The organism is Nocardioides sp. S5-5 (assembly GCF_054954065.1).
In genome coordinates this window covers 1523100-1546864 of record NZ_CP199913.1, presented here as the reverse complement: position 1 = coordinate 1546864, position 23765 = coordinate 1523100, and the positions used below count along the sequence as shown (strand labels likewise).

General features: G+C 71.2%; 22 protein-coding genes. 10 read left to right on the top strand and 12 right to left on the bottom strand.

The window, feature by feature from the left end:
* Position 1: 1 nt before the first annotated feature.
* Positions 2 to 856 carry an iron uptake transporter permease EfeU gene (efeU, locus tag ACUP6Y_RS07290; protein ID WP_462555132.1) on the bottom strand — a complete coding sequence of 285 codons (855 nt, stop codon included), beginning with the start codon at positions 854 to 856 and terminating at the stop codon, positions 2 to 4.
* A 153-nt stretch (positions 857 to 1009) separates the two neighbouring features.
* Between efeU and ACUP6Y_RS07285 the strand changes: the two genes are divergently transcribed.
* Positions 1010 to 1462, top strand: a complete 453-nt coding sequence (locus ACUP6Y_RS07285; protein ID WP_462555131.1) for a MaoC family dehydratase — start codon at positions 1010 to 1012, stop codon at positions 1460 to 1462.
* 93 nt (positions 1463 to 1555) lie between these two features.
* Here the strand turns inward: ACUP6Y_RS07285 and ACUP6Y_RS07280 are convergent, their stop codons facing one another.
* Positions 1556 to 2194, bottom strand: a complete 639-nt coding sequence (locus ACUP6Y_RS07280; protein ID WP_462555127.1) for a DsbA family oxidoreductase — start codon at positions 2192 to 2194, stop codon at positions 1556 to 1558.
* Between the two features lie 131 nt (positions 2195 to 2325).
* Between ACUP6Y_RS07280 and ACUP6Y_RS07275 the strand changes: the two genes are divergently transcribed.
* From ACUP6Y_RS07275 to ACUP6Y_RS07260, 4 genes are all read left to right on the top strand, one after another.
* On the top strand, positions 2326 to 3252 hold the full coding sequence (locus ACUP6Y_RS07275; protein WP_462555125.1) for an ABC transporter ATP-binding protein: 927 nt from the start codon (positions 2326 to 2328) through the stop codon (positions 3250 to 3252).
* Positions 3249 to 4073: an ABC-2 transporter permease gene (locus ACUP6Y_RS07270; RefSeq protein WP_462555123.1), complete on the top strand. Its 825-nt coding sequence runs from the start codon at positions 3249 to 3251 to the stop codon at positions 4071 to 4073. Before ACUP6Y_RS07275 ends, ACUP6Y_RS07270 begins: the two co-directional genes overlap by 4 nt.
* A gap of 203 nt (positions 4074 to 4276) precedes the next feature.
* Complete coding sequence (locus tag ACUP6Y_RS07265) at positions 4277 to 7156, top strand: PKD domain-containing protein (RefSeq protein ID WP_462555119.1); 2880 nt, start codon at positions 4277 to 4279, stop codon at positions 7154 to 7156.
* Between the two features lie 71 nt (positions 7157 to 7227).
* Complete coding sequence (locus tag ACUP6Y_RS07260; protein WP_462555116.1) at positions 7228 to 7662, top strand: EamA family transporter; 435 nt, start codon at positions 7228 to 7230, stop codon at positions 7660 to 7662.
* 55 nt (positions 7663 to 7717) lie between these two features.
* Here ACUP6Y_RS07260 and ilvC read toward each other — a convergent pair whose 3' ends face one another.
* The 10 genes from ilvC to ACUP6Y_RS07210 form a co-directional block, all read right to left on the bottom strand.
* Complete coding sequence (ilvC, locus tag ACUP6Y_RS07255; RefSeq protein WP_462555114.1) at positions 7718 to 8743, bottom strand: ketol-acid reductoisomerase; 1026 nt, start codon at positions 8741 to 8743, stop codon at positions 7718 to 7720.
* A 37-nt stretch (positions 8744 to 8780) separates the two neighbouring features.
* Positions 8781 to 9320 carry an acetolactate synthase small subunit gene (ilvN, locus tag ACUP6Y_RS07250; RefSeq protein WP_462555111.1) on the bottom strand — a complete coding sequence of 180 codons (540 nt, stop codon included), beginning with the start codon at positions 9318 to 9320 and terminating at the stop codon, positions 8781 to 8783.
* A 108-nt stretch (positions 9321 to 9428) separates the two neighbouring features.
* A complete protein-coding gene (locus tag ACUP6Y_RS07245) occupies positions 9429 to 11213 on the bottom strand; it encodes an acetolactate synthase large subunit (RefSeq protein WP_462555109.1) in 1785 nt (594 codons plus the stop codon).
* Positions 11214 to 11686: 473 nt separating this feature from the next.
* Positions 11687 to 12103, bottom strand: coding sequence for a VOC family protein (locus tag ACUP6Y_RS07240; protein WP_462555106.1), 417 nt, complete (start codon positions 12101 to 12103; stop codon positions 11687 to 11689).
* A gap of 60 nt (positions 12104 to 12163) precedes the next feature.
* The gene (locus tag ACUP6Y_RS07235; RefSeq protein ID WP_462555103.1) at positions 12164 to 12862 is read right to left on the bottom strand and encodes a GNAT family N-acetyltransferase; all 699 of its coding nucleotides are present in this window, start codon (positions 12860 to 12862) and stop codon (positions 12164 to 12166) included.
* 14 nt (positions 12863 to 12876) lie between these two features.
* Positions 12877 to 13848 carry a hypothetical protein gene (locus tag ACUP6Y_RS07230; protein WP_462555100.1) on the bottom strand — a complete coding sequence of 324 codons (972 nt, stop codon included), beginning with the start codon at positions 13846 to 13848 and terminating at the stop codon, positions 12877 to 12879.
* Complete coding sequence (locus tag ACUP6Y_RS07225) at positions 13845 to 14810, bottom strand: pyridoxamine 5'-phosphate oxidase family protein (protein ID WP_462555097.1); 966 nt, start codon at positions 14808 to 14810, stop codon at positions 13845 to 13847. Before ACUP6Y_RS07225 ends, ACUP6Y_RS07230 begins: the two co-directional genes overlap by 4 nt.
* 14 nt (positions 14811 to 14824) lie before the next feature.
* Positions 14825 to 16672 (bottom strand): dihydroxy-acid dehydratase, encoded by a 1848-nt coding sequence (gene ilvD / locus ACUP6Y_RS07220; protein WP_462555096.1) that lies wholly within the window; start codon positions 16670 to 16672, stop codon positions 14825 to 14827.
* 80 nt (positions 16673 to 16752) lie between these two features.
* Entirely contained in the window at positions 16753 to 17199 is a 447-nt protein-coding gene (locus tag ACUP6Y_RS07215; protein ID WP_462555095.1) for an SRPBCC family protein, read from the bottom strand.
* A gap of 9 nt (positions 17200 to 17208) precedes the next feature.
* Positions 17209 to 18288 carry a WD40/YVTN/BNR-like repeat-containing protein gene (locus tag ACUP6Y_RS07210; RefSeq protein ID WP_462555094.1) on the bottom strand — a complete coding sequence of 360 codons (1080 nt, stop codon included), beginning with the start codon at positions 18286 to 18288 and terminating at the stop codon, positions 17209 to 17211.
* A gap of 153 nt (positions 18289 to 18441) precedes the next feature.
* Here ACUP6Y_RS07210 and ACUP6Y_RS07205 point away from each other — a divergent pair, with 153 nt between their 5' ends.
* The 5 genes from ACUP6Y_RS07205 (at position 18442) to ACUP6Y_RS07185 (ending at position 23750) form a co-directional block, all read left to right on the top strand.
* Positions 18442 to 20358: a hypothetical protein gene (locus ACUP6Y_RS07205; RefSeq protein WP_462555093.1), complete on the top strand. Its 1917-nt coding sequence runs from the start codon at positions 18442 to 18444 to the stop codon at positions 20356 to 20358.
* Between the two features lie 85 nt (positions 20359 to 20443).
* A complete protein-coding gene (locus ACUP6Y_RS07200; RefSeq protein ID WP_462555091.1) occupies positions 20444 to 21322 on the top strand; it encodes an EamA family transporter in 879 nt (292 codons plus the stop codon).
* 84 nt (positions 21323 to 21406) lie between these two features.
* Positions 21407 to 21610: a hypothetical protein gene (locus ACUP6Y_RS07195; RefSeq protein ID WP_462555088.1), complete on the top strand. Its 204-nt coding sequence runs from the start codon at positions 21407 to 21409 to the stop codon at positions 21608 to 21610.
* Positions 21611 to 21651: 41 nt separating this feature from the next.
* Positions 21652 to 22587, top strand: a complete 936-nt coding sequence (locus ACUP6Y_RS07190; RefSeq protein WP_462555086.1) for an alpha/beta fold hydrolase — start codon at positions 21652 to 21654, stop codon at positions 22585 to 22587.
* Positions 22584 to 23750, top strand: coding sequence for a PQQ-dependent sugar dehydrogenase (locus ACUP6Y_RS07185; protein WP_462555082.1), 1167 nt, complete (start codon positions 22584 to 22586; stop codon positions 23748 to 23750). Before ACUP6Y_RS07190 ends, ACUP6Y_RS07185 begins: the two co-directional genes overlap by 4 nt.
* Positions 23751 to 23765 lie beyond the last annotated feature (15 nt).

The following is a 23765-nucleotide window of genomic DNA, read 5'->3' as shown; positions in this document are numbered from 1 at the left end:
ATCACTGCTCCTGAAGCTGAGGGGTGGGACGGACGATGCGGGTGCGGAAGAGGAACAGCACGCCGACCGGGACGACGTACAGCACCCAGGCGGTGGCCTCGAGCCAGGTCGTGGCGGGCGAGAAGTTGAAGACGCCCTTGAGGAGGGTGCCGTACCAGGACGACGGCGGGATCGCGCCGGAGACGTCGAAGGCCAGGTTGTGCAGACCGGGGAGGATCCCCGCCTCCTGGAGGTCGTGGATGCCGTAGGCGAGCACGCCACCGGCGACCAGGATGAGGAAGGCGCCGGTCCAGGTGAAGAAGACGGTGAGGTTGAGGCGGATCGCGCCTCGGTAGATGAGGTAGCCGAGTGCCACGGCGACCAGGATCCCGAGCAGCGCGCCGACCAGCGGCTCCCAGGTCGGCGTCACCGAGCCGATCGTGTCGCGGGTGCCGGCCTGGGTGGCCGCCCACAGGAAGAGCGCTGTCTCGAGGCCCTCGCGGCCGACGGCGAGCATCGCCACCACGACCAGCGACCAGCGCCCGCCCTCGGCTGCCCGGTCGATCTGGCCGCGCAGCTCGGTACCGAGCCCACGGGCCGCGGTCGACATCCAGAAGATCATCCAGGTGACGAACGCGACGGCGACGATCGACAGGGTGCCGCCGATCGCCTCCTGGGCCTCGAAGGTCAGTCCGCGCGGCCCGAACGTCAAGCTGGCCCCGAACGCCAGGGCGACCGCGACCGCGATCGCCACGCCCGCCCAGATCCGCGGCAGCAGCTCGCGACGGTCCGACTTGACGAGATAGGCCACCAGAATGCTGACGACCAGCGCGGCCTCGAGGCCTTCGCGCAGTCCGATCAGGAAGTTGGCGAGCACAAAGGACGAGCGTACTCCGGATGGTTAGGCTTGCCTAATGGAGGGTCTCGCCTCTCGTTCGGCGAGCCGGGAGCGCGCCAAAGGCTGACCACCGCCGCCTCGCAGCCCTAAGGTCGGGAAGATCAGGTCCGCTGTCGACAAAGGAGTCAGGCCATGCGCGTTTTCACGACGTTCGAGGAGCTCACCGAGGCGGCCGGGACCGACCTCGGATCCAGCGACTGGGTCACCATCGACCAGCGCCGGGTCAACCAGTTCGCCGACGCGACCGGCGACCACCAGTGGATCCACGTCGACCTGGAGCGCGCCAAGGAGGGGCCCTTCGGCGGCACCATCGCGCACGGCTACCTCACCCTGTCGCTCGTCCCCTGGCTCGGCAGCCAGGTGTTCACCCTGCGCACCCCGGGCGCCAAGCTCAACTACGGGGTCAACAAGGTCCGCTTCCCCACTCCCCTCCTCGTCGGCAAGCGGGTCCGGCTGCACGTCAAGCTCGGCGAGGTCGTCGACCTCCCCAGCGGCAAGCAGCTGACCGTGCAGCACACCGTCGAGATCGAGGACGAGGCCAAGCCGGCGTGCGTCGCCGAGACCGTCGTCCTGCTGCTGCCGTGAGCGGCACTTCTTGACTTGCTCTGGTGCTTCCTGACCGTTGCAACCGTCAAGAAGCGTGGGAATCCCCGCTGAAGCGGGGATTCCCGCACCGACTCAACCCCGGCTGCCCCAGGCCTGCGCGAGCGCCTGCTCGAACACCTCGGTGGGCTGGGCGCCGGAGATGCCGAAGCGGCCGTCGAGCACGAAGAACGGTACGCCGCTGGAGCCGTAGGCCCGGGCCTGCGCGACATCGGCTATCACCTCGTCGCGGAACTCGTCGCTGCCGAGCACCTCCTCGACCCGATCGGCGGCCAGCCCGGCGAAGGCCGCCGCGCGCCGCAGCACGTCGTGATCGCCGAGCGACTCGCCGCGGGTGAAGTACGCCGCGAGGACCTGCTCCATCAGCTCGTGCTGCCGGCCCTCCGCGGCGGCCAGGTGCAGCAGCCGATGGGCGGTCAGGGTGCGGGCGTGCAGCGCGTCGGCGTGCGCGAACTCCAGGCCCTCGCCGGCAGCGACCTCGTCGGCACGGGCCATCATCTCCCGGGTGCCGGCCTCGTCGGCGCCGAACTTGCGGCCCAGCACCTGCACGGTGGTCTCGGTGCCGATCTCGGGCGCGAACGGGTCCAGCTCGTAGGAGCGGTAGACGACCTCGACGTCGTCGCGATGCTCGAAGTCGGCGAGCGCCCTCTCCAGGCGGCGCTTGCCGATGTAGCACCACGGACACACGACGTCGGCCCAGATCTCGATACGCACGACGGCTGCAACGCGACGTACCCCTGATTGCTTCCCGCGCCGCCCCCTAGGGGCCTCGGGGGTGAGGTCAGGGATGGGTCAAGGGATCTGCCCGAAGCGACGAGCTGCCCGCGAGCGACAGGCTTCGGGACATGATCACAGTCGAGTCCCTCAGCAAGTCGTACGGCAGCTTCACGGCCGTCGACGATGTGTCGTTCAGCGCCGCGCCGGGCCGCGTCACCGGGTTCCTCGGGCCCAACGGAGCCGGCAAGTCCACCACCATGCGGGTCATGGTCGGCCTGACCGCGCCGGGAAGCGGCGAGGTCCGCGTCCTGGGCCGCCGGTTCGCCGACCTGCCCGACCCGGGCCGCGAGGTCGGCGTACTGCTGGACGCGTCGGCGCAGCACGCCGGTCGCACCGGGCGCGAGATCCTCACCATCGCCGCGCTCACCATGGGCCTGCCGCGCACCCGCGTCGACGAGATGCTCGAGCGGGTCAGCCTGACGCCCGACGAGGCCAGCCGGCGGGTCCGCAACTACTCCCTCGGCATGCGCCAGCGCCTCGGCATCGGCACCGCACTCCTCGGCGACCCCGAGGTGCTGATCCTCGACGAGCCCGCCAACGGACTGGACCCGGCCGGCATCCGCTGGATGCGCGACCTGCTGCGCGGCTTCGCCGACCAGGGCGGCACCGTGCTGCTCTCCAGCCACCTGCTGCACGAGATCGAGGTCATCGCCGACGACCTCGTCGTCATCGGCAACGGCCGCATCGTCGCCCAGGGCACCAAGGACGAGCTGCTCGCCGGCGCCGGCACCCTGGTCCGCGCGGCCGACGGCGCCGCGCTCGCCACCGCCCTCACCACCGCCGGGATCGTCGCGCGGCCGACCTCGGGCGGCGCCGTGCTCGCCGAGGCCGACCTCACCCGCGTCGGCCAGGCCGCGTTCGCCGCCGGCATCCCCGTCACCGAGCTGCGCGCCGCCGACGGCGCCGGCCTCGAGGAGATGTTCCTGGCGCTCACGGCCGAGAGCCAGCGCGAGAGCGTCACCCACACCACCCCCACGCAAGGAGCAGCGGCATGACCGCCACGACCGTGACCGGCCCGGACACCACGTCCGCCGTCCCTGCCCCGGCGCGGAACCGCCCGGTGCCCGCGCGGACGCCGTTCCGCCGGATCCAGAGCGTCGAGCTGCGCAAGATGTTCGACACCCGCTCCGGCTTCTGGCTGATGGCCAGCATCGTGCTCACGTCCGCGATCGCCACCGTGATCACCCTGCTCGTCGGCAACCGCGACGATCTGACCTTCGAGTCCTTCGCCGCCGCCATCGGCAGCCCGATGTCGATCATCCTCCCGGTGATCGGCGTGCTCGCCGTCACCAGTGAGTGGAGCCAGCGCACCACACTGACCACCTTCACCCTGGTGCCGGGACGATCTCGGGTGCTGGCCGCCAAGTTGCTCAACACGCTGGCCATCGGGTTCGTCGGCATGCTGGTCGCGCTCGGGGTGGGCGCCCTCGGCAACCTGGTCACCTCGATGATCACCGGCGTCGACCCGGTGTGGGACATCTCCGTCTCGGGGTTCTCCCAGATCGTGCTCGCCAATGAGATCGGCATGCTGCTCGGCTTCGCGCTGGGCCTGCTCTTCCGCAGCTCGCCGGCCGCGATCGTCGGCTACTTCGTGGTCAACCTGGTGCTTCCCGGCCTGTCCGGCGCGCTGGCCGCCGCCCAGGACTGGTGGGCCGACAACGCCGGCTGGTTCGACCTGAACCAGACCCGCTTCCTGCTCTTCGACGGCGGCCTGACCAGCCACGACTGGGCGCAGCTGGGCATCACCTCCGTGCTCTGGATCGCGCTGCCGCTCCTGATCGGCATCCGGTTGGTGCTCCGCTCCGAGGTCAAGTAGCCGACCCGGCGCAGACGAGCAGCTGAACACGGCCGACCCGGCGCAAAGTGACCGTCCAGGTAGTCACTTTGCGCCGGGTCAGCGCAATTCGCGCGTTAGGTTCCGCCGGGTCGGCGTGCATGCAGATGCCCAAGATGGGTGAGTCGCCGGGGCCGGAAAGGTGCGAGCGTCGTGCCGTCTCGGTCGAGTCAACTGGGGGCACCATGCGTCGTGGACATCTTCAGACCGGATTCGTCGGCCTGCTGCTGGCGCTGGTGGCCGCGCTGCTGACCACCGGGGCGTCCGGCCCACCGGCGCAGGCGGCGCCGGCACACCAGCGGCTGATCCCATCGACGGTGCCGGCGGCGACGCCCAACATCCTCGACGGGAGGACGCTGGCGATCGCGGAGGTCGGGAGCCGGGTGTTCGTGGGCGGCACGTTCACCCTCGCGCAGAACCCGGGGACGAGCGCGCAGCTGCCGACGCCGTACCTCTTCGCCTACGACCGGGCCACCGGGGTCATCGACCCGGTCTTCGCACCGGGCCTGGACGCCAGCGTGAACGCGATCGTCGCGTCGCCGGACGGCAGCGCCCTCTACGTCGGAGGCACCTTCAAGCTGGCGGGCACCACGAAGGTCCGCAACGTCATCAAGATCGACACCACGACGGGCGCGCTGGTCACCGCGTTCAAGAACCCCAGCCCCAACGGGGCCGTCCTCGACCTCGCGCTGGTCGGCAATCGACTGCTGGTGGCCGGCACCTTCACCACCATCGCCACACTGCCCCGCACCGGCCTGGCCTCGCTCGACGCGACCACGGGCACGGTCGACGACTACCTCAAGGTCACCGTCGACACCAACCACAACTGGCCCTCCGGTACGGCGAAGGCGCCAATCGGTGTCGGCAAGCTGGCCGCCAGCCCCGACGGCACGCGGCTGGTCGCGATCGGCAACTTCAAGCACGCCGACGGCCTCGACCGCGACCAGGTCGCCCTGATCCGCCTCGGTGCCGACAGCGCGTACGTCGACCCCGACTGGAAGACCCTGCGCTACACGCCGGCATGCCAGAAGAACGCCTTCGACTCCTATGTGCGCGATGTCGACTTCTCGCCCGACAGCTCCTACTTCGTGATCGCCTCCAGCGGCGCCGGCTACAACGGCACCCTGTGCGACTCGGCGGCCCGCTTCGACGTGGCCGTGACCGGGCAGGACGTGCAGCCGACCTGGCAGGCCGCCACCGGCCAGGACTCCCTGCTGTCGGTCTCGATCGCCGACAACGCGGTGTACGTCGGCGGCCACCAGAAGTGGATGAACGCGATCCAGAGCGGCGCGGACGAGCAGGCCGGCCAGGTGCCCCGCCCCGGGCTCGCGGCGCTCGACCCGCAGAACGGCCTGCCGCTGAGCTGGAACCCCGGCCGCCACCCGCGCGGCGTCGGCGCCGAGGAGCTGCTGGCCACCGACAACGGCATCTACGTCGGCAGCGACACCGAGTACATCGGCGATCGCCAGTACCGCCGGGCCCGGCTCGCCTTCTTCCCTGTGGAGGGCGGGTCGGCCCCGGTCGCCCAGGCCGACCCGGTCCTGCCGCGCAGCCTCTACCGGCTCTCCGGCACCACCGTCACGACCCGGCAGTTCCTCGGCACGTCGATCACCACGCCGACGACCGTGACGACGACGGGCGGCGCGAGCTGGAGCAACGTGAAGGGCGCCTTCATGGTCGGCACCAAGCTGGTGTACGGCTGGACCGACAACAAGCTGCACTACCGGACCTTCAACGGCACCGCCTTCGGCCCCGACACCGTCATCGACCCGTACAACGACCCCGCGTGGAGCACGGTGACGGCCAGTGGCGGCTCGCAGACCTATCGCGGCCGGGTGCCGAACCTCTATGCCCAGATCTCGGGCCTGACCGGCTTGGCATACGCCAACAACCGGATCTACTACACCCGTTCGGGCCAGACCAGGGTCTTCTGGCGCTGGTTCTCCCCGGACAGCCTCGTCGTGGGCGCCGCCGAGTTCACGGTCGCGTCGTCGACCTTCCCTGCGCTCCAAGACGTCCGCAATCTGGTGTACGCCGACGGGCAGCTGTGGGCCGGTATGTCGACCAACCAGCTGTGGCGCCTGTCCGTCACGGACGGTGTCACCAGCGGGTCGTGGACCCGGGTGACCGGGACCGGCATCGACACCAGCCCGGTGTGGTCGAGCGGCACCATGTTCCTCGGCCCGCTCGCCAACCAGGCGCCGACCTCGTCGTTCACCCTGTCCTGCTCGGGGCAGACCTGCGGCTTCGACGGCCGGGGGTCGAGCGACCCCGACGGCACCGTCGTCGGCTGGTCGTGGGACTTCGGCGACGGCGGCACCGCCACCGGCGCACAGCCCAGCCACCTCTACGCCACGCCCGGGACCTACCAGGTCACGCTGACGGTCACCGACGAGCACGGCGGCACCGGATCGTCGACCCAGCCGGTCGTGATCGAGGGCGTGAGCAGCCCGGTCGCGTACCGCGACGCGACGGGCAAGGTCACCAACGCGACCAGCATCGTCACCCCGATCCCCGCGACCACCCAGGCCGGCGACGGACTGGTCGCGGTGGTCTCGGCGGCCACGACCGCCGTACCGGCCGCGCCCACGGGGTGGACCCAGGTGGGCCAGCCGGCGACGACGGACGCGATGACGACGGTGGTCTGGCAGAAGGTCGCGGCGGCCAACGACGCGGGCCGCAATGTCACGGTGTCCTTCGGTACGACGGCCGTGAAGGCGACGCTGACCGTCCTGGCCTACTCCGGCACCGATCCCGGCGGACCCGTCGCGTCCGTGGCCGGTGCCGGCGAGACGAGCGCGACCGCCGCACACCGCAGCCCGACGGTCACCACACCCGGGGGCTGGGTGGTCACCGTGTGGGCCGACCGGTCCTCGGCGACCACGGCCTTCGCCGAGCCCGCCGGCTCGACCGTCCGGCAGCAGCTGATCGGCACCGGCGGCGCCCATGCCGACCAGCTCGTCGTCGACACGGGCGGTCCGGTCGCGGCCGGCCAGTACGGCGACCAGGTCGCCACCGCCGACTCCGCGGCCAAGGGCACGAGCGTCACCATCGCCCTCCACTGAGGTCGACCTGCGCTAACGTCATTCGTTCCGTGGGCTCGAGCCCACGGAACGAATGACGTTACGGAGCTCACATGGACCTGACCTCGACCTGGTGGTTCTGGGCGCTGTTGTCCGCGGTGTTCGCGGCGCTCACCGCGATCTTCGCCAAAGTGGGCGTCAAGGAGATCGACTCCGATGTCGCGACCTTCGTGCGCACCGTGGTCATCTTGGTGACGCTCGGCCTGATCCTGCTGGCCCTCGGCAAGTTCCACTCCCCCGGCGACGTCGGCACCCGGACCTGGGTGTTCCTCGTGCTGTCGGGACTGGCCACCGGCGCGTCGTGGATCTGCTACTTCCGCGCGCTCAAGGTCGGCGACGCATCCCTGGTCGCCCCCGTCGACAAGCTGAGCGTCGTGCTCGTGGCGATCTTCGGCGTGACCCTGCTCGGCGAGCGGCTCTCGGCACTGCAGTGGGGTGGCGTCGCACTCGTCGGCGCGGGCGCCGTGCTGCTGGTGATCAGCGGGTGAGGATGCAGGACGCCCCCGGATCCGCGTGGCGGATCCGGGGGCGTTCGTGCGCGGGTCAGCGCGCGGCCGAGCCCTCGGTGTAGTCGTCGTCGCTCTGGGCCCACGAGAAGTGCGAGCGCAGGGTCTTGCCGACCGCCTCGATCGGGTGCTGGGCGCCCTTCTCGCGCAGCGCGATGAACTCCGGCGCGCCGGCGTCCTGGTCGGCGATGAAGCGCTCGGCGAACGCGCCGCTCTGGATGTCGGCGAGGACGGCCTGCATGTTCTCCTTGACGCGGGCGTCGATGACGCGCGGGCCCGAGACGTAGTCGCCGTACTCGGCCGTGTCGGAGACCGACCAGCGCTGCTTGGCGATGCCGCCCTCCCACATCAGGTCCACGATCAGCTTGAGCTCGTGGAGGACCTCGAAGTAGGCGATCTCGCCCTGGTAGCCGGCCTCGGTGAGGGTCTCGTAGCCGTACTGGACCAGCTGCGAGACACCACCGCACAGGACCGACTGCTCACCGAACAGGTCGGTCTCGGTCTCCTCGGTGAAGGTGGTCTTGATGACGCCGGCGCGGGTGCCGCCGATGCCCTTCGCGTAAGACTTCGCGAGGTCCCAGGCCTTGCCCGAGGCGTCCTGCTCGACCGCGATGATGTCCGGGATGCCGCGCCCGGCGACGTACTCGCGGCGCACGGTGTGGCCCGGAGCCTTCGGCGCGACCAGGATGACATCGACGCCGGCCGGGGGCTTGATGTAGCCGAAGCGGATGTTGAAGCCGTGGCCGAAGACCAGGGTGTCGCCCTCGGCGAGCGCCGGGGCGATGTCGTCGGCGTACAGGTGGCGCTGGACCTGGTCGGGGGCCAGGATGACGATGACGTCGGCCTCCTCCGCGGCCTCGCGCGGGGTGAGGACGCGCAGGCCCTCCTCCTCCGCCTTGGCGCGACTCTTCGAGCCCTCCTTGAGGCCGACGCGAACGTCGACGCCGGAGTCGCGCAGGTTCAGCGCGTGGGCGTGACCCTGGCTGCCGTAACCGATGACGGCGACGTGCTTGCCCTGGATGAGGGACAGGTCGGCGTCGTCGTCGTAGTAGATCTCAGCCACGTCGGGCTTCTCCTTGCTGGTTGGTGGTGGGGTGGGTTCAGGCGTTGGCGGCAGGCGGCACCGGTACGGCGACGGGCTTGCTGCGCTCCGAGATGGAGCGCGGCCCGCGGCCGATGGCCACCATGCCGGACTGCACGAGCTCGCGGATCCCGAAGGGCTCCAGCACGCGCAGGAAGTCGGCGATCTTGCCGTCGTTCCCGACGATCTGCATGGTGATCGCGTCCGAGGCGACGTCGATGACCTTCGCCCGGAACAGCTGGACGACGTCGAGGACCTCGCCGCGGTTCTCCGCGGTGGCGGCGACCTTGACCAGCACCAGCTCGCGGTTGACCGAGGCGCCGGCGTCGAGCTCGACGATCTTGATGACCTCGACCAGCTTGTTGAGCTGCTTGGTGACCTGCTCGAGCGGCGACGAGTCGACGTTGACCACGATGGTCATCCGCGAGATCTCGGCGTGCTCGGTCGGGCCGACCGCGAGCGACTCGATGTTGAAGCCGCGGCGGCTGAACAGTGCGGAGATGCGGGCCAGGACGCCGGGCTTGTCCTCGACCAGGACGGACAGGGTGTGCTTGGCCACCTCAGTTCCTTTCGCTGTCGCAGATCATCAGGCACGACGCGAACGGGGTCCCCGCGGAGTTGTGCCGCTCGGCGCGCAGCGCCCCGGTCGCAGAACTTCGTGGGGTGTTCACAGATCGTCCTCGTCGAACTGGGGCGCGAGGTCGCGCGCGTACTTGATGTCGTCGTTGCTGGTGCCGGCGGCGACCATCGGCCACACCATCGCGTCGCGGTGGACCCGGAAGTCGACGACCACGGGCACGTCGTTGATCTCCATCGCCTTCTGGATCGTCGCGTCGACGTCGTCGGGCGACTCGCAGGCCAGGCCCACGCAGCCGTAGGCGTCAGCCAGCTTCACGAAGTCGGGGATCCGCCGGTCCGGCCCCGTGTGCAGGTCGGTGTTGGAATAGCGTTGGCCGTAGAACAGCGTCTGCCACTGCCGCACCATGCCGAGCGACTCGTTGTTGATGACCGCGACCTTGATCGGGATGTTGTTGATCGCGCAGGTGGCCAGCTCCTGGTTGGTCATCTGGAAGCAGCCGTCGCCGTCGACCGACCACACGGTCTGGTCCGGCATCGCGACCTTCGCGCCCATCGCGGCCGGCACGGAGAAGCCCATCGTGCCGAGACCGCCGGAGTTGATCCAGGTGTTGGGACGCTCGTAGCCGACGAAGTGCGCGGCCCACATCTGGTGCTGGCCCACGCCCGCGGTGTAGATCGTGTCGGGGCCGGACAGCGCGCCGAGGCGCTCGAGGACGTACTGCGGGGCGAGACCGCCGTCGGCCGGCGCGTCGTAGCCGAGCGGGTACTTCGTCTTCACGCCGGCGCAGAACGCGACCCAGCCCTCGTAGTCGCCGGAGCGGCCGGCGTCCTGCTCGGTGCGCAGGGTGGTGATCAGGTCGACCAGGACCTCGCGGACGTCACCCACGATCGGGACGTCGGCGTACCGGTTCTTGCCGATCTCGGCGGGGTCGATGTCGGCGTGGATGACCTTGGCGCCGGGCGCGAACGAGTCGAGGTTGCCGGTGACCCGGTCGTCGAAGCGGGCGCCGAGGCTGATGATCAGGTCGCTCTTCTGCAGCGCCGCGACCGCGGCCACCGTGCCGTGCATGCCGGGCATGCCGAGATGCTGCGGGTGGCTGTCGGGGAACGCGCCGCGCGCCATCAGCGTGGTGACCACCGGGATGCCGGTGAGCTCGGCGAGGGCCAGCAGCTCCTTCGCGGCACCCGAGCGGATGGTGCCGCCGCCGACGTACAGCACCGGCTTGCGCGACTCCAGGATCAGCCGGGCGGCCTCGCGGATCTGCTTGGCGTGCGGCCGGGTGACCGGGCGGTAGCCGGGCAGGTTCAGCTCGGCGGGCCACCGGAAGATGGTGCCGGACTGCAGCGCCGACTTGGTGATGTCGACGAGCACCGGTCCCGGGCGGCCGGTCGAGGCGATGTGGAAGGCCTCGGCGATCTTGGTCGGGATCTCCGCGGGGTCGGTCACCAGGAAGCTGTGCTTGGTGATCGGCATCGTGATGCCGCGGATGTCGGCCTCCTGGAAGGCGTCCGTGCCGATCAGCGAGGCGCCGACCTGGCCGGTGATCGCGACCATCGGGAGGGAGTCCATGTGGGCGTCGGCGAGCGGCGTGACCAGGTTGGTCGCACCCGGGCCCGACGTCGCCATGCAGACGCCGACCCGGCCGGACGCCGCGGCGTACCCCTGGGCGGCGTGACCGGCACCCTGCTCGTGGCGCACGAGGATGTGGCGGATGCTGCTGTCCATCAGCGGGTCGTACGCCGGGAGGATCGCGCCCCCCGGGATGCCGAAGATGTCGGTGACCCCGGCCGCCTCGAGGGACCGGACCAGGCTCTGCGCCCCGGTGATGCCCTGTGCCGTGGATTCGGCGCCGGAGCCCTGCTGCTCACTCATCCGAGTCGTTCCTTGTCTGCTGTGGTGGGCTGAACTGCTGGTCGTAACTCAACAAAAAACCCCTCGGTTGCTGGGCAACGAGGGGTGGACGCGCTGGCGATTGACTGACGGATTGTCCTGGTCAGGATCAGCCGGCGCGCCCGGTGCGTACGAGAAGCAGGTCATGCATGGAATCACCGTAGCCGCCGCACGTCGTGCCGTCGAACCAGTGTCGCACACGTCTCAGATGGCAAGACAGCGGTCTCAGGATTCGTCGACCCCGGGGAGTGCGGCCACCGCCTCGGGCCAGGCCGGCGTCGCCCACCGCGTCGGCGACGTGGCGCAGGCGGCGGGCGGCCTTGCGGACCTCGTGGGAGGTCTCCCCCACCGCCGCCCGATCCAAGACCCGCCGCACCTCCCGGCGCAGCACACGGCTCTCCGCAGGCGACTGAGCGGCTGGCGGCCGGCTCCACTGTCGAGTTGTCGGCGCGTGGTCAGGGCAGCACCACCTTCCCGACCGGGCCGGGGTTGTAGGCGACTTCCCAGCGGTAGCCGTCGGGATCGGCGAAGTAGCCGGAGTAGCCGCCCCAGTCACGCTGCACGGCGTCGTGGACCACGGGCGCGCCGGCCTCCCGCGCCGCCGCGAGCACCTCGTCGACGCCCGCCGGCGTGGGCAGGTTGTGGGCGATGGTGATCGGCGCGACGCCCGGTCCTCGCATCGTCGCGCCGACCTCGGCCTCGAAGTGGGAGCGCTCCCACAGCGACAAGACGAGCAGCCGGCCCGTCTTGAACATGAGCACCTCGCCGGGCACGTCGAGCTCGGGCACCCACCCCAGGCCGTCGCGGTAGAAGCGACGGGTGGCGTCGAGGTCGTCGACCGCGAGGGTGATGAAGCTGATCCGTTGGTCCATGTCGTCCACCCAAGCACCCACCCGGGTGCTGCCGCGCGTGTGGCTGACGTCATTCTCGGACTAGGACGCTGAGAGCGAGGTCAGCTGGCGCCCGGCGGCATCGAAGTTCCCCGGGTCCAGCCACCGCTCGTGACGAGCGCGTACGACGGGCCACTCGGCGTCGGTGACCGAGAACCAGTCGGTGTCGCGGTTGCGCCCCTGGGTGACCATGTGGTTGCGGAACCGGCCCTCCTCGACGAACCCGAGCCGCAGCGCGGCCCGCCGCGACGGCTCGTTGAGGCTGTCGCACTTCCACTCGAAGCGGCGGTAGCCGAGGCCGAAGGCATGCCGCATCAGCAGGTGGGTCGCCTCGGTGGCGGCGCGGGTGTGTTGCAGCGCGCGGCCGAGGAGGACGCCGGCGACCTCGACCTGACCGTGGGCAGGCTCGATCCGCTGGTACGACGCGATGCCGGCCGCCGTGCCCGCCGCATCGCCCTCCAGCGGGACCAGCGCCAAGGTCACCGTCGCGGGGTCGTCGAGGTGCGCGGCGAGATGCATCCACAGCTCGGGCAGGGTGCGCGGCTTCGCGATCGGCCGATAGGTCCACAGGTCCGCGTCGGCCTCACCGCAGGTCGCGGCGAACAGCTCGGCGTAGCGGGCCGAGCCGAGGGGCTCGACGGCGACGTACCGACCCTCGAGCAGGACCGGCTCAGGCCAGGGCCGCGGCTCCCAGTACGGGACCGGAGCACCGATCCTCTGGCCGTACACGTTGGTCTCCACGAGTGGCGACCCCCTCACTGGTAGGACACGAAGCGGACGCGCGGGCGGATCCGGTGGACGGCCTTCGCGCCCATCCGGTTGAAGTCCTCGTCGTAGAACAGCTTGAAGCCCATCGCGAAGATGTCGGGCCGCGCGACGGCGCGGTAGGTGGCGAGCTTCTGGGCACGGTTGCCGAAGCCGTCGACGTGCTGGAGCAGCTGGAGGCCGTCGCGGGCCTTGATCCGGCCGATGTGGCGCACCATCGAGGTGCGGAACTGGTGGACGACGAACAGCTTCTCCGGCAGGTCGTGCTCGACGACCAGCCGCGAGAGCCAGGCGCTGGTGCGGTTGACCTCGCCGGCGCCGACGCTCCCGATCACCTGGGCCGGGCGCTGACCGCGGCGCACCCGCCACTCGGGGTCGATGGCCAGGCCGACGTGGGGCTGCTCGAGCGCCCACTCCCAGCGCTGAGCGACCTCGAGGAAGTCGGTGCGGCCGGTCTGGAGGTCGAGCACGAGGAGTGCGCCGAGCTCGCGGGCGGCGTCGACGTACTCGCGGACGGCGGCCTTGCGGATGTCGTGGCTGAAGTCTCGGTCCTTGCCGGGGTGGCCGTCGGCGACGCTGACGATCAGCTCGAACACCGGGCGCACCGGACGGCCCGGGCGCTCGAAGGGCGCCGCGGCGCGCTGCAGCCGGCGGAACGCCTTCTTCGGGGAGGTCTCCCCCAGCACGCCGAGGGAGCCGGTGCCGGGCGTGCCGTAGTAGGCGACGAGCATCCCGCGGTCCGGCAGCACCCGCTCGGTCTGCCAGCGTGGCGTGCTGGACGGAAGCGCGGGCGGCACGGGGGCGGCGGGGGCCACGGACGGCGGGGACACCTGCGTGAGGGGTACGACGGCCCGGGGCGTCGGGGTGCGGTCGCGGGTGCCGTGCCCCGGGTCGGTGAACGCGGCGAGCAGCAGCGCCAGCCCCACGATGAGGACGGCGGCGAGGCGGTGCGGCCCGGTCACCAGCGGGCGCGCAGGGCCGTGTCGGTGGCGGACGTCTCCGGGTCGGCGGCGTCGCGGACGAAGACGGCGGCGATCGCGCCGCCGCGCTCGTCATGGGCGTCGCGCAGCGCCCGCCAGGCGGCGAGGTTGGGATGCTCGACCTCGGTGCAGGCGGTCGCCGGGGCGAGGGCGGTGATCGCCTCGTCGAGCTGCTGACGGCTCACCTCGAGGGTCGCGGTGGCCCCGTCGTGCTTGAGCACCGTCGCGAGCACGACGGCCGCCAGGGCGTGCTGGCCGCCGGGCAGGTTCGCGTGGGCGATCTGGCCGTCGAGGGCCACCGCCCACGCGTGGGGCGCCCGCCAGCCGTCGATCTGCTCGGCCAGCCGCTCCCGGATCCGGCCCAGGCCGGCGAGCGTCGCCCACTCGTCGAGCGGGTCGAAGTCGAAGGCAGGCAGGCCGTCGATGCTGGTGCGGTTCTTGCGGCGGCGGTAGTCGGCGGAGCCCTCGACGCCCAAGCGGTCGAAGTAGCGGGGCAGCAGGTCGCGCTCGCCGACATAGTCCATGAGCGGGACGCCGTAGCCGCAGGCGTCGGAGATCCGCTCGATGTCGACGACGATCACCGCGCGGGCGCCCGGGACCTCGTCGAAGCGCGCGACCAGGTCGGCGTACCCGTCGTCGTAGCGGCTCACCACCCGGCCGCGGCCGTGGAAGCGGACGACATGGGGTGGACCGTCGAAGGCGCAGAACATGACCACGATCCGGCCGTTCTCGCGCAGGTGGGCGATGATCTCGCTGCCGCTCCCGGAGGTGTCCACCCAGGCGAAGGTCTCTTCGTCGATCAGCCCGAAGGTGCCGGGGATGCCGCGCGGCGAGACGTTGACGTGCCCGTCATCGGCACGCGGCGCGGTCCCGACGAAGAACACGTGCTGGCGCTCGACGAACGCGCGCAGGCGTCCCTCGAGGCGTGCGTGGACCTTGCCCATCGGTCAGGCCGGGATCATTCCGGGACGCGTCGGTAGGCACCGTCGGAGGCCGCGGTGGCCATCGAGGCGTAGGCCCGCAGCGCGGCCGACACGTAGCGGTCGCGGTCGAGCGGCGTGTAGGGCTTGTCGCGCTTGTCCTGCAGCACCCGGCGCTCGGCGAGCACGTGCTCGTCGACGTCGAGGTGGATGGTCCGGTTGGGGATGTCGATCGAGATCGGGTCGCCGTCCTCGACGAGCGCGATCAGGCCGCCACCGGCCGCCTCGGGTGAGACGTGGCCGATGGAGAGTCCGCTCGTACCGCCGGAGAACCGACCGTCGGTGATGAGCGCGCACGTCGCCCCCAGGCCGCGGCCCTTGAGGAACGCCGTCGGGTAGAGCATCTCCTGCATGCCGGGCCCGCCCTTGGGACCCTCGTAGCGGATGACCACGACGTGGCCGGCCTCGACCTTCTTGCCGAGGATCCCCTCGACGGCCGCCTCCTGGGACTCGAAGACGATCGCCGTGCCGTGGAAGACCAGCGCGTCCTCGGCCACGCCGGCGGTCTTGACGACGCAGCCGTCGACCGCGATGTTGCCGCTGAGGATCGCCAGGCCGCCGTCGGCGGAGTAGGCGTGCTCGACGTCGCGGATGCAGCCCTCGGCGGCGTCGGTGTCGAGCTCTCCCCAGCGGTTCTCGGTCGAGAACGGCTCGGTCGTGCGGACGCCACCGGGCGCAGCCTGGAACAGCTCCAGGGCCTCGGCGGACGGCGACTCGGCGCGGATGTCCCAGCGACCGAGCCAGGTGTCGAGGTCGGCGGAGTGGACCGAGTGGACGTTCTCGTGGAGGGCGCCGCCGCGGCGCAGCTCGCCCAGCAGGGCAGGGATGCCTCCCGCGCGGTGGACGTCCTCCATGTGGAACTTCGGGGAGTTCGGCGCCACCTTGGACAGGCACGGCACCCGGCGCGAGATCGCGTCGATGTCGTGGACGTTGAAGTCGAGCTCGGCCTCCCGGGCCGCGGCCAGCAGGTGGAGCACCGTGTTGGTCGAGCCGCCCATGGCGACGTCGAGCGCGACGGCGTTCTCGAACGCCTCGCGGGTGGCGATGTTGCGCGGCAGGACCGACTCGTCGTCCTCGTCGTAGTAGCGGCGGCACAGGTCCATGACGACCCGGCCGGCCTCCTCGAAGAGCGCGCGGCGCTTGGCGTGGGTGGCCAGCGTCGAGCCGTTGCCGGGCAGCGAGAGGCCGATCGCCTCGGTCAGGCAGTTCATCGAGTTGGCGGTGAACATGCCCGAGCACGAGCCGCAGGTCGGACAGGCGGAGCGCTCGATCACGTCGAGCTGCTCGTCGGTCACCGCGTCGTTGGCCGAGGCCGACATCGCGTCGACCAGATCGAGCTTGCTGTGGACGACGCCCTCGATGGCGACCGTCTTGCCGGCCTCCATCGGGCCGCCGGACACGAACACCACCGGGATGTTGAGTCGCAGCGCGGCCAGCAGCATGCCGGGGGTGATCTTGTCGCAGTTGGAGATGCACACGATGGCGTCGGCGCAGTGGGCCTGGACCATGTACTCGACCGCGTCGGCGATCAGCTCGCGGCTCGGCAGGGAGTAGAGCATGCCGCCGTGGCCCATCGCGATGCCGTCGTCGACCGCGATGGTGTTGAACTCCTTCGCGACACCGCCGGCGGCTACCACCGACTCCGCGACGATCTTGCCGAGGTCACGCAGGTGGACGTGACCGGGGACGAACTCGGTGAACGAGTTCGCGATGGCGATGATCGGCTTGCCGAAGTCCGAGTCGGTCATGCCGGTCGCGCGCCACAGGGCACGCGCGCCGGCCATGTTGCGGCCCGAGGTGGACGTCGCGGAACGAAGGGTGGGCATGCCCTCAAGGCTACGCCTGTTCGCCTGACGACCGTGTCACCGGCCGGCCGGTGACACGGTCGGGGATCGGACGAGAAAACTCACCCCTCCGCCGCCGCCTTGAGCGAGGCCAGCCCCTTGTCGAAGTCCCTGCCGATCGCCTTGTCGAAGAACAGCCTGCCCATCACCGCGAACAGCAGGTTGCGCTGACCGCTCATCGTCCAGGCGACCCGGGTGGCGTCGCCGACAGGCGTGAGGTCGAAGGTGACGACGTTCTGGGCCTTGAAGGGCTTGAGGAACTCGAGGTCCACGACCACCTGGGACGGCGTGATCGAGGTGAAGGTCATCCGGCCCTCGCCGGCCTTGCTGTTCCCCGCCCAGGCGTACGACGCCCCGACCCCGGCGCCGTCGTAGGTCCGGCGCAGGTCGGGGTCGAGTCCCTCCCAGGGAGACCAGGTGATCCACTCGTGGAAGTCGTCGATCAACGCGTGGACGGTGGCCGCGGGCGCGGCGATCGTCGTCTCGTGGGTCTGGGAGAAGGCGGGCATGACAGGAACCTAGGCCACCCCGACCTTGACCGACATCACATCGGGCAGGTCGGCCGCGATCTGGTGCCAGGACTCGCCGTCGTCGGTGGACGCCCAGACCGAGCCGTTGCGGGCGCCGAGGTAGAGGCCGGCCGGGTCGTGGGAGTCGGCGCAGAGGGCGTCGCGCATGACACCGACGTAGAAGGCGTCGGGCAGACCGGCGCCGTACGCCGCCCAGGACTCGCCCGCGTCGTCGGAGCGCCAGACCCGCGGCACGGCGCCAGGCGGATAGCGCCGGTCGCCGCCGCCGAGCGGGAACACCCAGATCGTGTCGGGCCGGTGCGGGTGGACCACGATCGGGAACCCGAAGTCGCTGGGCAGGTCGTCGCCGATCGAGGTCCAGGCGCCGCCCTCGTCGTCGGAGCGGTAGACGCCGCCGTGGTTCTGGGCGTAGAGCCGCTCGGGGCGCGAGGGATGGCGGGTGACCTTGTGGACGCACTGGCCGAACGCGGGATAGCGCTGGTCCTCGGGCAGGAAGTCGGCGCGGATGCCCTGGTTGCGGGGCTCCCAAGAGGCGCCGCCGTCGGTGGTCCGGTAGACGCCGCCGGTGGAGATGGCGACGGTCATCGAGGCCGGGTCGGTGGGGTGCGGGAGCACCGTGTGGAAGGCCTGACCGCCGAAGCCCTCACCCCACTGCGGGCGGTGCGGGTGGTTCCACAGGCCCTCCTCGAGCGCGAAGCTGGCACCGCCGTCGCGTGAGGTGAAGACCGCGCCGGGCTCGGTGCCGGCATGCAGGACGCCCTCGCCGACGCCGGGGACCACCTGCCAGATCCGCTCGACGGTCGCGCCGGCGCCCTCCGGGAACCGGATCGCGCCGTTCGGCGTCTCCTGCCAGCTCGCCCCGAGGTCGTCGGACCAGCGCAGCTGCGGGCCGAGCCAGCTCGACGAGGCGCCGGCGAACAGCCGTGGGGTCGCGCCACGGGTGTCGACCAGACAGGAGTAGACCTCCTCCATGTCGTGGTGGGGACCGGTGAAGTCCCAGTCGGCCCGGTCATCGGACCGACCCACCCAGAGCCCCTTGCGGGTGCCCACCATCACGATCGTGGTCATCACGCGCCTCCTCACCCGATCGGCTGCTCCTCCCACTGTGACCCCGACCGCCGACGGAAGTCATCGCAAAAGTCGTCGAGAAAATCTGCAAGGTCCGCCTTCCGCGCTGCTCCTACCCCCACATCGGATCACCTCCCAGCGAAAGGCACGACCATGCGCAACCAGCTCCTCGGACTCACCACCGCCGCCCTCGCCGTCGGCACCCTCACCCTCGGCAGCGCTCCGGCCCGGGCCGTGGGTGGCCTCGACGGCGGCAACGTCAGCGGCTCCGGCGACGTACCGACCTCGGTCGACGTCGCCGCCTTCGGCTCCGGCGACGCGCTCGCCGCCTGGACCAAGCCGGTCGTCGGCGGCACCAAGGTGTACGCCGCCATTGCCACCGACGGCGTGTGGGGCGCCCCGAAGCAGGTGACGGCCGCGGCCGTCACCGACGCCCACGACGTGCAGGCCGTCGCCAACGACCGCGGCGACCTCGCCGTGGTGTGGAACCAGACCCAGGGCGGCGAGCAGAAGGTCCGTGGCTCCCGCTACCTCGCCAACGGCAGCTGGGACGGCTCGACCCTGCTCAGCGCCAGCACAGACATCGAGACCATCGACTCGATCGACGCCGGCATCGACGCCGAGGGCCGAGTCCACGTGGCCTTCGACACCGAGCACGGCGGCGCGGACCGGGTCCAGACCGCGGCGTGGCCGAAGACCGGCGCCCCGACCGTCCTCAACCTCGGCTTCCACACCTTCGCCCCGTCGATCGACGTGAACCCGGCCGGCGACGTCTTGATGTCGTACGACGACAACGAGAGCGGCCAGGACCGGATCATGGTCACCCGGCGCAACGCCTCGGTGGGCTGGCTGGGCCCGAAGCCGATCCCGTGGCTCGGCGACACCGCCAAGGCCACCCGGGCCGAGCTGGCCGACGACGGCCGTGGCGCGGTGCTGATGGGCGGCGTCGAGAACGCCAAGACCCGCGCGATCGTCGTCCGGGTCGGCGCCGACGGCTCCCTCGGCAACGTCGAGCTGGTCTCGCCGACCGGGGTCGGCACGTCGTACCGCGATCTCTCGGTCAGCCCGAACGGCACCATGCAGGCCACCTGGACGGCGTTCGAGAACGGCAACACCTACGTGATCCGCGCCGCCGTCGCCAAGCCGAACCAGGGCTTCGGGACCGCCGCGCTCGCCGAGCCCAAGACCATCACCAGCCAGCCGCACGTGGGCCTGATCTCCGACCGGGGCCACCAGGTCGTCGTCCACGACGACGCCGACCAGCTCACGCTGCGCCACCACACCAGCCCGGTGCTCCCCTGGGGCCAGTACGACGCCGGTCCTGCCAACGGCGCCTTCGCCGCCGACCTGGACCGTGAGGGCAACGCGGTGGCTGTCGGCGTCGTCGAGGACGGCTTCAGCTCCTACGTCCAGGCCGACTTCCTCGACCTGACCGGCCCGGTCGCAACCGTCACCGCACCCGGTGCCCAGGTCGGCGCCCCCATCTTCGACGTCGCGTGGCAGGTCACCGACTCGCTCTCGGGTGTGAAGAGCACCGACGTGATGGTCCGCTCGGCGGCCTGGAACGGCGGCTTCGGCCAGCAGCAGGTGATCGGGAACAACGTCACCACCTCGACGCAGCCCTTCGCCGGCGCCTTCGGCAGCACCTACTGCTTCCAGGCCCAGGGCGTCGACAAGGCGGGCAACCTCGGCTTCCGCTCCGCCGAGCGCTGCACGACAGTCCCGCTCGACGACACCGCGCTGAGCGGCAAGAAGTGGCAGCGGACCACCAAGGCCGGCGCGTTCAACGACACCGCGACCGTCACCAGGAAGAAGGGCCGCAAGCTCACCCTCGCCGGCGTCCAGGCCCGCCACCTCGACCTGATCGTCGTCAAGGCCAAGAAGGGCGGCAAGGTCAAGGTGTACTGGAACGGCAAGGTCGTGCGGACCATCGGCCTCAAGGGCAAGGCCGGCCGGGTCACCGTCCCGGTCCTCGACCTCGGCAGCGTCCAGACCGGGAACCTCAAGGTGAAGGTCGTCAGCACGTCCGGTCGCAAGGTCACCATCGACGGCGTCGTCGTCGCCAAGTAGCCGGCACGCCCGTGGGGCGACGAACCGCCGGCCCGTGGGGGCCGGCGGTTCGTCGCCTCGCGGGCAGACGTCCTACCTTCAGTAGGTGCAGTCGACGCTCCGCCACGGTCCGCCCCTCGGCGTGGCGATCGGGCTGGTCCTGCTCGGGATCGGCTCGGTGCAGCTCGGCGCGGGCTTCGCGAAGCTGCTCTTCGACGACATCGCCCCCAACGGAGTGGTGTGGCTGCGGCTGGCGACCAGCTCGCTGGTGCTGCTGCTCTGGGCCCGGCCTCGGCTGCGCGGCCGCAGCCGCGAGGACTGGCTGATCGTGGCCCGGTACGGCGCCTGCCTGGGCGCGATGAACTGGGGCATCTACCAGTCGTTCTCGCGGATCCCGATCGGCGTCGCGGTCACCATCGAGTTCATCGGCCCGCTCGTCCTGGCCGCGATCGGGTTCCGGCGACCGCGAGACCTGGGCTGGGTCGTGCTGGCCGCCCTCGGCGTCCTCCTGCTCGGCTTCGAGCGGGGCCACCTCGACCCCCTCGGCGTGATGTACGCCGTCCTCGCGGGCGCGGCCTGGGCCGGCTACATCCTGTCCAGCGCGGCCACCGGCCGGCGCTGGGAGGGCATCGACGGGCTGGCCGTGGCCAGCCTGGTCGCCGTGCTGCTGCTGACCCCGCTGCTGCTCACGGTCGACACCGCCGACCTGACCGACCAGCGGGTGCTGCTCCTCGGCGCCGCCGTCGGCCTGCTCAGCTCCGTGGTGCCCTACAGCGCCGAGCTGACCGCGCTGCGCACCCTCCCCGCCGCTTCGTTCGGCGTGCTGATGAGCCTGGAGCCGGCGGCCGCGGCGCTGGCCGGGCTGGCGGTGGTCGGCGAGTCGCTCGCACCCGTGCAGTGGGTGGCCATCGGGTGCGTGGTGGTCGCCAGCGTGGGCGCGACCCGCGCGACGCGCAGCAGGCGGGATCGATCAGCGTTTCCCTGAATGTCACTCCGACGTGACCTGAGGCTCCCACCCCCGACGTAGGTTCGGTACACCGCCCGTCCCCCACCCGGAGTCGACGCCCCCATGTCACTGCCTGAGCCCGTGGTCCGTCTCGCCCACACCTGGTCCGTCGCCCTCCAGCGGCGGGCCCGCCGCAACGCCATGGTCGCGCTCACCGCGTGTACCCAGCGTCGTGCCGAGCGCGAGGACGTCGAGGCCTTCCTCGCCGCCCGCGCCGACGCTCGTCGTGCCCCTGTCCTCGAGGACTCCGTCTCGCTGCACGCCTGAGGAGCCGCCCGTTCCGAGCCGGGTCCGGCACAATCGGCGCCATGTCGACCTCCGCTCCCCGACCCGAGCAGCGTGTTCGAACCGCGTCGATCGCCTTCCGCGACATCCTGTCCGACGACGGGACCCACGTTCGTACCTGGACCAACGACCCCGACGGGGAGATCGACGGACCCACCGTCGTGCTCTGCAACGGCCTCGGCACCAACCCGTACCTGTGGCCGTGGCTGCTCGAGCCCGACTGCGGAGTGCGCGTCGTGTCGTGGAACCACCGTGGCGTCGGCGGCTCGGAGCGGCCCGCCGACCCGAAGCACGTCGAGATCGAGCACTTCGTCCAGGACGGACTGTCCGTCATGGACCACTTCGGCATCGACAGCGCGGTGCTCATGGGCTGGTCCATGGGCGTCAACACCGCCTTCGAGCTGACCTACCGCCACCCCGAGCGGGTGCGCGGGATCTTCGCGATGTGCGGCGTGCCCGGCGACACCTTCGCCACCATGCTCGGCCCGCTGCACCTGCCGCGCCTGCTCGCCCGCGCGATGACCGTCAACGCCTGCCGGATCGCGCAGTGTGCCGGCTGGGCGGTCAACCCCCTGGTCCGGCGCCTGCCGATCAACGCGAGCACGGTGCGGCTGCTGGGCCGGACCGGGTTCATGTTCCCCGTAGCCGACCCCGAGGCGGCGGCGATCGGACTGCAGGAGTTCGCCACCACCCCGGTCGACTGGTACGCCCACCTCGCGATCAGCACCTCGCGGCACCCCCGCGTGCGGCTCAGCCAGATCGACGTGCCGACCATGTTCGTCTCGGCGACCTGGGACGTCCTCGCCGGCGCCCGCGACATGGCCAGCGCCTCGCGGCGGCTGAGCGAGAACGGCAGGCAGAGCTGGTACGTCGAGCTGTCCGGCTCCCACTTCGTCCAACTGGAGCAGCCGGAGCGGGTCCACGGCCTGCTGCTGGAGTTCTTGGAGCGGCTGTCGTGAGGCGGCTCGCCGGCCTGGCCGTGCTGGCGCTGTTCGCCGCCGGCTGCGGCCAGGGCGGCAACGTCAGCAAGGTGGACGTGATGGGCACCGCGACCGCGGCGCCGACCGGGTCGGCGGTCGACGGCAAGGTCATCTTCACGATCGACGGCGTTCCCGACGTCGTCGCGACCGTCGCCAGCGGCCTCGCGACGCCCTGGGGCATCGACTTCCTGCCCGACGGCCGCGGCGTGGTCACCGAGCGCGACAGCGGCCGGGTCCTCCTCGTCACCCCGCCGGAGGTCGGTGGCAACGGCGCGACCACGAAGGAGGAGGGCGAGGTCGTCGAGGCCGGCACCATCCCCGAGACGGCTCCCGGCGGCGAGGCCGGCCTGCTCGGTGTGGCCGTCTCCCCCGGCTTCGCCTCCGACGGCCTGGTCTACTTCTACGTCTGCACCGACGACGACAACCAGGTCGTGCGGGCCGAGCTCGTCGGTGACGACCTCGGCCCGACCGAGCCGGTCCTCACCGGGATCCCCAACGGGCGCATCCACGACGGCGGCCGGCTGGCGTTCGGCCCCGACGGCTTCCTCTACGTGTCCACCGGCGAGACCGGCGACGACCAGCTCGCGCGCGACAAGGAGTCGTACGCCGGCAAGATCCTGCGGATCACCGCCGACGGCGAGCCCGCCCCCGGCAACCCGTTCGGCACTGCCGTGTGGTCGTGGGGACACCGCAACGTCCAGGGCCTCGCCTGGGACGACAAGGGGCTGCTCTGGGCGTCCGAGTTCGGCGACGCCGAGGCCGACGAGCTCAACCGGATCCTGCCCGGCGAGGACTACGGCTGGCCGGTCGTCGAAGGCAAGGGCGGTCCCGCGAAGTACGCTCGGCCCGAACTGACCTGGTCCCCCGACGAGGCCTCCCCCTCCGGCCTCGCGTACGCCGGCGGGTACCTCTGGATGGCCGCGCTCAACGGCGAGCGGCTGTGGCGGATCAAGGTCGCCGACGGCCAGGTGAGCGACCCGACGGCGTACTTCGCCGGGAAGAAGGGCGCGGCCGGCGAGTACGGTCGGCTGCGGACCGTGGTCCGGTCGCCGGACGGGCGGCTGTGGCTGACCACCAGCAACGAGGACGGTCGCGGCACGCCGGGCCCCGACGACGACCGGATCCTGCTGATCGAGCCGTAGCCGGCTCGCGGTCGA

Coding starts and splice junctions, on each gene's coding strand:
- ACUP6Y_RS07285 (WP_462555131.1), top strand. CDS start 1,010: ATGCGCGTTTTCACGACGTTCGAGGAGCTCACCGAGGCGGCCGGGACC.
- ACUP6Y_RS07275 (WP_462555125.1), top strand. CDS start 2,326: ATGATCACAGTCGAGTCCCTCAGCAAGTCGTACGGCAGCTTCACGGCC.
- ACUP6Y_RS07270 (WP_462555123.1), top strand. CDS start 3,249: ATGACCGCCACGACCGTGACCGGCCCGGACACCACGTCCGCCGTCCCT.
- ACUP6Y_RS07265 (WP_462555119.1), top strand. CDS start 4,277: ATGCGTCGTGGACATCTTCAGACCGGATTCGTCGGCCTGCTGCTGGCG.
- ACUP6Y_RS07260 (WP_462555116.1), top strand. CDS start 7,228: ATGGACCTGACCTCGACCTGGTGGTTCTGGGCGCTGTTGTCCGCGGTG.
- ACUP6Y_RS07245 (WP_462555109.1), bottom strand. CDS start 11,213: ATGAGTGAGCAGCAGGGCTCCGGCGCCGAATCCACGGCACAGGGCATC.
- ACUP6Y_RS07240 (WP_462555106.1), bottom strand. CDS start 12,103: ATGGACCAACGGATCAGCTTCATCACCCTCGCGGTCGACGACCTCGAC.
- ACUP6Y_RS07225 (WP_462555097.1), bottom strand. CDS start 14,810: ATGGGCAAGGTCCACGCACGCCTCGAGGGACGCCTGCGCGCGTTCGTC.
- ilvD (WP_462555096.1), bottom strand. CDS start 16,672: ATGCCCACCCTTCGTTCCGCGACGTCCACCTCGGGCCGCAACATGGCC.
- ACUP6Y_RS07215 (WP_462555095.1), bottom strand. CDS start 17,199: ATGCCCGCCTTCTCCCAGACCCACGAGACGACGATCGCCGCGCCCGCG.
- ACUP6Y_RS07210 (WP_462555094.1), bottom strand. CDS start 18,288: ATGACCACGATCGTGATGGTGGGCACCCGCAAGGGGCTCTGGGTGGGT.
- ACUP6Y_RS07205 (WP_462555093.1), top strand. CDS start 18,442: ATGCGCAACCAGCTCCTCGGACTCACCACCGCCGCCCTCGCCGTCGGC.
- ACUP6Y_RS07195 (WP_462555088.1), top strand. CDS start 21,407: ATGTCACTGCCTGAGCCCGTGGTCCGTCTCGCCCACACCTGGTCCGTC.
- ACUP6Y_RS07190 (WP_462555086.1), top strand. CDS start 21,652: ATGTCGACCTCCGCTCCCCGACCCGAGCAGCGTGTTCGAACCGCGTCG.